The organism is Streptomyces sudanensis, assembly GCF_023614315.1.
In the GTDB taxonomy this organism is placed as follows: domain Bacteria; phylum Actinomycetota; class Actinomycetes; order Streptomycetales; family Streptomycetaceae; genus Streptomyces; species Streptomyces sudanensis.
Map to the genome: position 1 here is coordinate 4295796 of NZ_CP095474.1, position 370 is coordinate 4296165.

Sequence of the window (370 nt, forward strand, 5' to 3'; positions counted from 1 at the left end):
ATGTGAACGGGGGTGGGCCTGCCGGTCGGGCGGGCCCGGCACACCGTGTCCGCCGTCCGGCTGCGCGGGGCCCGCGGAGGGCTGGGCGTGCGGGAAGCCGTACCCGGCGGGGGGCTGAGCGGGGACCTGGCCCTGCTGCGGGAATCCGTACCCGGCGTGCGGCTGCGCGGGCGCCTGGCCCTCCTGGGGGAGGCCGTAGGGGTTCTGGGCCTGCCAGGCGTCCGGTGCGGGGGGCCGGCCGTGCGGGAAGCCGTACCCGGCGTGCGGCTGCGGCTGTGCCGGGACCTGCGGGTCCGGGAACGGCGCCGCCGGCCGCTGCGGCGCGTCGGCGGCGGGAGCCGCGCCCGGCCACGCGGGCGCGGCGCCCGCC

1 pseudogene is annotated in these 370 nt (G+C 82.4%); it reads right to left on the minus strand.

Features of this window, described 5'->3' with window-relative positions:
* Window positions 1-370 (minus strand): annotated as a pseudogene (locus tag MW084_RS19855) (hypothetical protein); the annotation flags it as partial.